We start from the raw sequence: 7,358 nt of genomic DNA on the forward strand, positions 1-7,358 counted from the left end.
ACAACCTAAGTTTACTAAACGACCTTCAGCCAAGATGATGATATCTTTACCGTTGATGTTGTATTTGTCAACTTGTGGTTTGATTTCGATTTTAGATGCACCGTGGTTTTTGTTTAACCAAGCCATATCGATTTCGTTATCAAAGTGACCGATGTTACAAACAACAGTTTTATCTTTCATTTGCTCGAAGTGCTCTCCAAGAACGATATCTTTGTTTCCTGTAGTTGTAATGATGATATCAGCATTAGCAATTACAGTGTTTAATTTTTTAACTTCATAACCGTCCATTGCAGCTTGTAAAGCACAAATTGGATCGATTTCAGTAACCGTTACAATAGAACCAGCACCTCTGAAAGAAGCTGCAGTTCCTTTTCCTACGTCACCGTATCCACAAACCACAACTCTTTTTCCAGCTAACATTAAGTCAGTTGCACGACGTACAGCATCTACAGCAGATTCTTTACATCCGTATTTGTTGTCAAATTTAGATTTAGTAACAGAATCGTTGATGTTGATTGCAGGCATTGGAAGAGTTCCAGCTTTTACTCTTTCGTAAAGTCTGTGAACACCAGTTGTAGTTTCTTCAGAAAGACCTTTGATTCCAGCAACTAATTCTGGGTAACGATCGATAACCATGTTAGTTAAATCTCCACCATCATCAAGGATCATGTTCAATGGTTTTCTGTCTTCACCAAAGAATAAAGTTTGCTCAATACACCAGTCAAATGACTCTTCGTCAAGACCTTTCCAAGCGTAAACTGAGATTCCAGCAGCAGCAATTGCAGCAGCAGCTTGATCTTGAGTAGAGAAAATGTTACAAGAAGACCAAGTAACTTCTGCACCAAGAGCAATTAAAGTTTCGATCAAAACAGCAGTTTGAATCGTCATGTGTAAACATCCAGCAATACGAGCACCTTTTAATGGTTGTTCGTCTTTGTATTCAGCGCGAAGTGCCATTAAACCTGGCATTTCAGCTTCAGCTAGTTCAATTTCTTTTCTTCCCCAAGCCGCTAGAGAAATGTCTTTTACTTTATAAGCCACGTAAGGCGTAGTTGTAGTACTCATTTATATTATATTTGTATAATTGTAAATTTTTTGCAAATTTAAGGAATAGGTTTTTATTTTTACTACTTTCTGTAAGTTTTGTGAAATCTTTAATTTCTTAATCTTTAGAATGTTAGTTTAGGAATCGTTTTTAAACCATATAAGTGATATAAGTTCATTTAAAAAGATTCTTAACTATTACCTTTGTTGCTAATTGCTTATGTTTTTTAAACCATATAAGTAATATAAGTTCATTTAAAAAGGGTTTTAAACTATTAGCTTTACCACTAATTGCTTATATTTACTAATACATTTTTTGAGCCAACAGTTATATTTTCTTATATCACTTATATGGTTTAAAAAAATTATAATTAACCATTCATAATTTACAATTAAAAAGAAATGCCTCTATTTCAGACCATACAGTTTAACGAAACGACTAAAATTTTAATTTGGGAAATAACAGAATCTCTTGATGAATTATTGAGTAAAGTAGTTTTTTTAAAAGAAAAAACACAAAAGAGATTGGACGGAATGAAATCTGAAATGCATCAGCGTGCTTTTTTAAGTGTTCGTATGCTAATTCAGGAAATGGGTTTTACAGATAAAGATTTGCATTATGATGAATTCGGGAAACCGTATTTTGATTGTCACAACCATATTTCAATAACGCATTCGTATCATTTTGCGGCGATAATTATAAGTGATGAAACAGTCGGAATTGATATGGAATTGCAGCGAGAAAAGATTCAGAAAATTGCAGATAAATTTACAGATTTTGAGTGCGATTATTTAGATCCATCAACAACAGAAGAATATATAAAAAAACTTACCGTTATCTGGGGAGCCAAAGAAGCAATCTTTAAAATTAGAAATGAAAAAGGTATAAGTTTTAAAGATCATATCAATGTGAGCAACTTTTCTTTAGGTGAAACCCAAACGCAGGCAAGTCTTCATTTTGATAATTTGATTAAAGATTTTGATGTACATTATCAGGAAATCAAATCGGATAATTTTGAAGGAATTTTCACTTTGGTTTATGCTTTTGAAAAATAAGTTTTCAGTTTAAACTTCACTTTCTTTTTGACGGTGTTGAAACATGCTCATATATAAAAAAGTACTCATTTTTCTGGCGCGTCTTTTTAAGGTTTCTACATTTTCGCCTTCAAAATGTTCGTCTAATGTCTGATACCAGTAATTGAGCCAAATTCCGAATTCATTTGCCGTGATTTTTTCGTCAAAATGAGCGTCAACTTCATTGTGTACCGCATGCGGATTTCCTTTGTACTTGCGAACGCCAAATAGATTGGTTTCCCAAAAATCGGTTAGCTTTTCCAAATGTAAATCCCAATCGGTAATCATCTCATTAAAATAAAAGCCGATTTCTTGATCGGCTCTTATTTTATCATAAAATGTATGTACCAGAAAGGCAATATCTGCTCTGTTTTCTATTTGTTTTTTCACAGAAAAATTGTGTTTAAAAGAATAAATACTACACTTAAAATTGAGCTTAAAATTAAAAGATTAAAAACCACTTTGTGTTTCATTTGTGCCAAAATTGAAGTGTTGACAAAGATGCAAGCCAAAACAATAATAGCAAGCTGAATCATTTGCGGGATTGAAGTTCCATTAGCCAAAACGTACATTGCAGCAGCGCCTCCTAAACAGCTTTGGCCAATTACAGCCATTGCAGCAGAACCCATATAATTTCTATTGAAAATGTCGAATGTTGTTTGATATAGTGTCATGATATTCAGATTTTTATATGACAAAGATACGCTCACAATACGACTGTATTTTATGATTAAAATCATAAAACAAGAACTTTTTTATCTGTATACTTTTCGATTAATAATCTTCAATTCGCCTTTTTTTTCCAAAGCTTTAATAGCTCGAATAACGGTTTCTACACGTAAACCAGTTAAATCGCCAATTTGCTGTCTTGTAAAATTAATAAGGAAACCATTTTTATCTTTTTGAAAATTGAAATAAGCAATTCCGTGATCGATTAATTTTAAGACCCGATGTTCTGGTTCATGAGTAGAAATTTCGGCGGCCATTATGGATTTATAATACAATCGCTGTGCAAGATTTTCAATTATTTTAATACTTACTGAAGGGTTTTCTTCTAAGAGTTTCAAAAAATGAGATTTTGAAAGAAGCAGAATCTGGCTTTCTTCAACAGTAATGGCATTGGCAGGATATTTTTGGTTCAGAAATAATGGAGGTTCTCCAAAAGATTGTTCTTTATAAAATATTCCCTGAATAAATTCTCGTCCGTCATCATTATAGTTGCACATTTTAATTTCACCCGAAATAATCTGATAATAATGTGTTGGCAGATTTCCTTCTTCAAAAATAATTTCATTTTTACTGAAAGATTTTTTTACGGCACCATATTTCTCCAATAATTCAACTGCGATCATAAAGGGTTTGTTTATTGTTAACAGAGAGTTTACAAATATAATTCATTCACGATAGTTCTTCTGCACTAAAAAACTTTTACTTTTACACCACGATGCAAGAACAATTAGTAACCATTCGACAACAGATTTTAGAAGCTAAAAGTAACGGACAGAAGTTGCTCGCAGTACTTTTGGATCCGGATAAAATTCTTCTGGAAAATTTAGCTCATTTAATTGAAAAAATTAATGAGTCGCCAGCTACTCATATTTTTGTTGGTGGAAGTATTGTACAAAACAATATATTAGAAGAACTGATTGCTGCTTTAAAACAAAAAACAAATTTGCCTGTTATTTTGTTTCCAGGTGATCCTTCGCAGATTTCTCCAAAAGCAGATGGTATTTTATTCTTGTCGTTGTTGTCTGGCAGAAATCCTGATTATTTAATAGAATATCAGGTTCAGGCTGCTCCAATTCTTAAAAAGACAAACCTTGAAGTTATTTCTACAGGTTATATTTTGATCGAAAGTGGTAATGAAACAGCTGTTGCCCGAGTAAGTAAAACCAAGCCTTTGAGCCGTGAGAATTTAGATTTGGTTCTCGCAACAGCGCAGGCAGGAGAAATGTTAGGAAACCAATTGATTTATTTGGAAGCTGGAAGCGGAGCAAAACATCCTGTTCCGTTAGAAATGATTGAATTAGTAGCTCAAAATATAAACATTCCTGTTATTGTTGGAGGAGGAATTGTAGATTTACAAGGAATTAAGAGCGCGCATAATGCTGGTGCAGATTTGGTTGTAATTGGAACTGCTTTTGAAAATAACAGTCATTTCTTTGATTCATAAATAGATTTTAACTGCCTTTAAATACCATAAAATGATTGACTTTTTTCTTGATAGTTATAAAAATGCTCCATTATGGCATATTGCTTTGGAATTTTTAGTTTTTGTCTGCGGAATTTTAAGTGTTTGGTTTGCGAAAAAAGAAAATATTTGGGTATATCCTACAGGATTAGTGGCAACAGTAATTTCGGTGTATTTGCTTTATATTGCAGGTTATATTGGAGATATGATTATTAATGGATATTTTTCGATTATGAGTATCTATGGCTGGTATGTTTGGGCAAAAGGAGGAACGACCGAAGACAATCTTCCAATTACTCGTACAACTTTTAATGAAAAAATAATTGGAATCTTACTGTTTATTGTAACCGTTTTTGTAGTTTTCGGCATTTATAAATATTTTGATTACGAAATTCATTCAGACAATTATGTTGATATGATTTCGTCGGGAATATTTTTCGCAGGAATGTGGTACATGGCCAGAAAAAAAATAGAAAACTGGACACTTTGGATTATTGGTGATATTATTGTTGTGCCTCTCTACGCTTATCGTGGTTTAGGGATGCTGTCACTTCAGTATATAATTTTTACAATTTTGGCTATTTCAGCTTATTTAGAATGGAGAAAGATCTTAGACAGCAAAAAACAGCTATCATAAAAATTGCTTTGTTTGGCCCTGAAAGTACAGGAAAAACAACCTTGGCAAAACAACTTGCAGATTACTACAAAACCGAATGGGTTCCAGAGTTTGCACGCGACTATTTGCAAGAGAAATGGGAAGAAAATAAGCATATCTGCGTTGCAGATGATATGATGCCAATTGCTTACGGGCAAACGGCATTAGAAAATGAAAAACTAGCAAAAGCAAATAAATACTTGTTTTGTGATACCAATTTGATGGTAACCAAAGTTTTTTCTGAAATGTATTATGGCTTTTGTGATCCACTTTTAAATGAAGCGGCATTAGAGCATGAATATGATTTGTTTTTTCTGACAGATATTGATGTACCATGGGAAAAAGATGATATTAGAGATACTCCAGAAGGAAGAGAAACTGTATTTTCTGTTTTCAAACAAACGTTGATCGATACTAAAAAGCCTTTCATAACACTTTCAGGAGATAAAGAATGTCGTTTGAATAAAGCAGTTTCTATAATCGAAGATTTGGTATTGGCAAAAGAGAACAATTTTTCATCTGATGATTTTGTTCAGATATACAATAGAGGAATTTCTTTTGAAACGATTTTAAAACAATTGAAAAATTTCAAAAAAGGAATCTCAAAAAGCAACCTGATTCGTCCGGCAACTATTAATGATGGAATTTTAAGTTTGTCAGAAGAAGAATTTCAACAAAAGGCATTGTTTTTTGATGAACAAAAGGATCAGTTTAAAATTAAGAAGTTTGTTCCTGCATCAGGTGCAGCGACAAGAATGTATAAGTTTTTGAGTGCATTTCTGAATGATTTTGACATTAAAAAAGAAACCATAAATGCTTACATTAACAGAAAAAACGATAAAGAACTGGCCATTTTTATTGTCGGAATGGAGAAGTTTCCTTTTTTTAAAACTGTAGATCAAAAATTAAGAGAAATTTATCCAGACTTTGAGACTTTAGAAAGAGATTATAAAAACTATTATTTTATAAAACTGTTACTGTCTCCAGATCATTTTAATTCAGCAAACAAACCAAAAGCGGTTTTGCCTTTTCATTTATATAAAACACATATTGCAAATCCGATTGAAGAGCATTTGAATGAATGTGTACATTATGCATCATCAAAAAATGTTTCTAATTTACATTTTACGGTTTCAGAAATACATCAAGATTTGTTTGAAAAATCAGTTTTGGATGTAAAGGAGAAAATTGAAAAACCTTCAGGAATTACTATTAATATTGGATATTCGTATCAAAGTAAAAGCACAGATTCTATCACAATCGATGCAGACCATAACTTGGTAAAAGATAAAAACGGAAGTTTGATTTTTAGACCAGGCGGACATGGAGCTCTAATCGAAAACCTGAACGATCTGGATTCTGACCTTATTTTTATTAAAAATATAGATAATGTAATTCAAAATCATATTGATGAAATTACATTGTACAAGAAATCTTTGGGAGGAGTTTTAGTAGAAATCCAGCAAAAGGTTTTTGGATATTTGAAGTTGATTGATCAAGGGGAAATTGAAGAGGAAGAATTAAAAGATATTCTTGTTTTCGCTAAAGAAAAGCTAAATATTGAAATGAATGAAGACTTTAATAAGTTTACTTTAGAGAATAAAATCAATAAAATAAAAGAAGTATTGGATAGACCAATTCGAGTTTGCGGAATGGTTAAAAATGAAGGCGAGCCTGGCGGAGGTCCTTTTTGGGTAATGAATGAAAAAGGAAATGCTTCTCTGCAGATTGTAGAAACTTCTCAGGTAGATTTGACAAATAAAAAACAGCTTTCAATTTTAGCAGAAGCAACACATTTCAATCCTGTAGATTTGGTCTGTAGTATTAAAAATTACAAAAACGAAAATTTTGATTTACTGAATTTCGTAGATCAAAATGCAGGTTTTATTGTAGAAAAAAGTGTTGAAGGTAAAACAGTAAGAAGTTACGAGCTTCCAGGATTATGGAACGGATCAATGGCATATTGGTTAACTGTTTTTGTGGCGGTTCCGTTAATTACTTTTAATCCGGTAAAAACAGTAAATGATTTGTTGAAAGCAGCACATCAGCCACAATAAAATGGATACAGAAAAAATCATATCAGAATTAAATTTTAAAGCCGTCCGCAGCAGCGGTTCTGGTGGACAAAACGTGAACAAAGTTTCGTCAAAAGTTGTTCTGAACTTTGATTTGAATACTTCTCAAGCTTTGTCTGATGAAGAAAAACTGCTTTTACAAGAAAACTTATCAGCAAGATTAACTTCTGAAAACATACTGATTTTAAACTGCGACGAAGACAGAAGTCAGCTTAAAAATAAGGATATTGTTACCAAACGATTTTTAGAAATCATTAAAAAAGGATTGTTTGTTCCGAAAATAAGGAAAGCTACAAAAGTTCCTAAATCGGTAATCAAA

At 32.4% G+C, this 7,358-nt stretch carries 9 protein-coding genes; 5 read left to right on the forward strand and 4 right to left on the reverse strand.

Going from position 1 to position 7,358, the window contains the following annotated elements; translation table 11 throughout:
- A partial coding sequence (ahcY, locus tag VGE71_RS02065) for an adenosylhomocysteinase (RefSeq protein ID WP_331136810.1) occupies positions 1-1,065 on the reverse strand: 1,065 nt, incomplete at its 3' end.
- A 381-nt stretch (positions 1,066-1,446) separates the two neighbouring features.
- On the opposite strand from ahcY, the gene VGE71_RS02070 reads away from it, so the two are divergent.
- Entirely contained in the window at positions 1,447-2,100 is a 654-nt protein-coding gene (locus VGE71_RS02070; RefSeq protein ID WP_331136811.1) for a 4'-phosphopantetheinyl transferase family protein, read from the forward strand.
- A 9-nt stretch (positions 2,101-2,109) separates the two neighbouring features.
- Here VGE71_RS02070 and VGE71_RS02075 read toward each other — a convergent pair whose 3' ends face one another.
- The 3 genes from VGE71_RS02075 to VGE71_RS02085 all read right to left on the reverse strand — a co-directional run bounded on the left by VGE71_RS02075 (position 2,110) and on the right by VGE71_RS02085 (position 3,470).
- Positions 2,110-2,508 carry a group III truncated hemoglobin gene (locus VGE71_RS02075; protein WP_331136812.1) on the reverse strand — a complete coding sequence of 133 codons (399 nt, stop codon included), beginning with the start codon at positions 2,506-2,508 and terminating at the stop codon, positions 2,110-2,112.
- Complete coding sequence (locus tag VGE71_RS02080; protein ID WP_331136813.1) at positions 2,505-2,792, reverse strand: hypothetical protein; 288 nt, start codon at positions 2,790-2,792, stop codon at positions 2,505-2,507. Before VGE71_RS02080 ends, VGE71_RS02075 begins: the two co-directional genes overlap by 4 nt.
- Before the next feature lie 81 nt (positions 2,793-2,873).
- On the reverse strand, positions 2,874-3,470 hold the full coding sequence (locus VGE71_RS02085) for a Crp/Fnr family transcriptional regulator (protein ID WP_331136814.1): 597 nt from the start codon (positions 3,468-3,470) through the stop codon (positions 2,874-2,876).
- A 92-nt stretch (positions 3,471-3,562) separates the two neighbouring features.
- Between VGE71_RS02085 and VGE71_RS02090 the strand changes: the two genes are divergently transcribed.
- The 4 genes from VGE71_RS02090 to VGE71_RS02105 form a co-directional block, all read left to right on the forward strand.
- A complete protein-coding gene (locus VGE71_RS02090; RefSeq protein ID WP_331136815.1) occupies positions 3,563-4,291 on the forward strand; it encodes a geranylgeranylglyceryl/heptaprenylglyceryl phosphate synthase in 729 nt (242 codons plus the stop codon).
- A 31-nt stretch (positions 4,292-4,322) separates the two neighbouring features.
- Positions 4,323-4,946: a nicotinamide riboside transporter PnuC gene (gene pnuC, locus VGE71_RS02095; protein WP_331136816.1), complete on the forward strand. Its 624-nt coding sequence runs from the start codon at positions 4,323-4,325 to the stop codon at positions 4,944-4,946.
- Positions 4,907-7,021: a DUF4301 family protein gene (locus VGE71_RS02100; protein ID WP_331136817.1), complete on the forward strand. Its 2,115-nt coding sequence runs from the start codon at positions 4,907-4,909 to the stop codon at positions 7,019-7,021. Before pnuC ends, VGE71_RS02100 begins: the two co-directional genes overlap by 40 nt.
- Position 7,022: 1 nt before the next feature.
- On the forward strand, positions 7,023-7,358 hold a 336-nt coding region (locus VGE71_RS02105; RefSeq protein WP_331136818.1), incomplete at its 3' end, for an aminoacyl-tRNA hydrolase.

It is taken from the genome of Flavobacterium sp., from assembly GCF_036405015.1.
In the GTDB taxonomy this organism is placed as follows: domain Bacteria; phylum Bacteroidota; class Bacteroidia; order Flavobacteriales; family Flavobacteriaceae; genus Flavobacterium.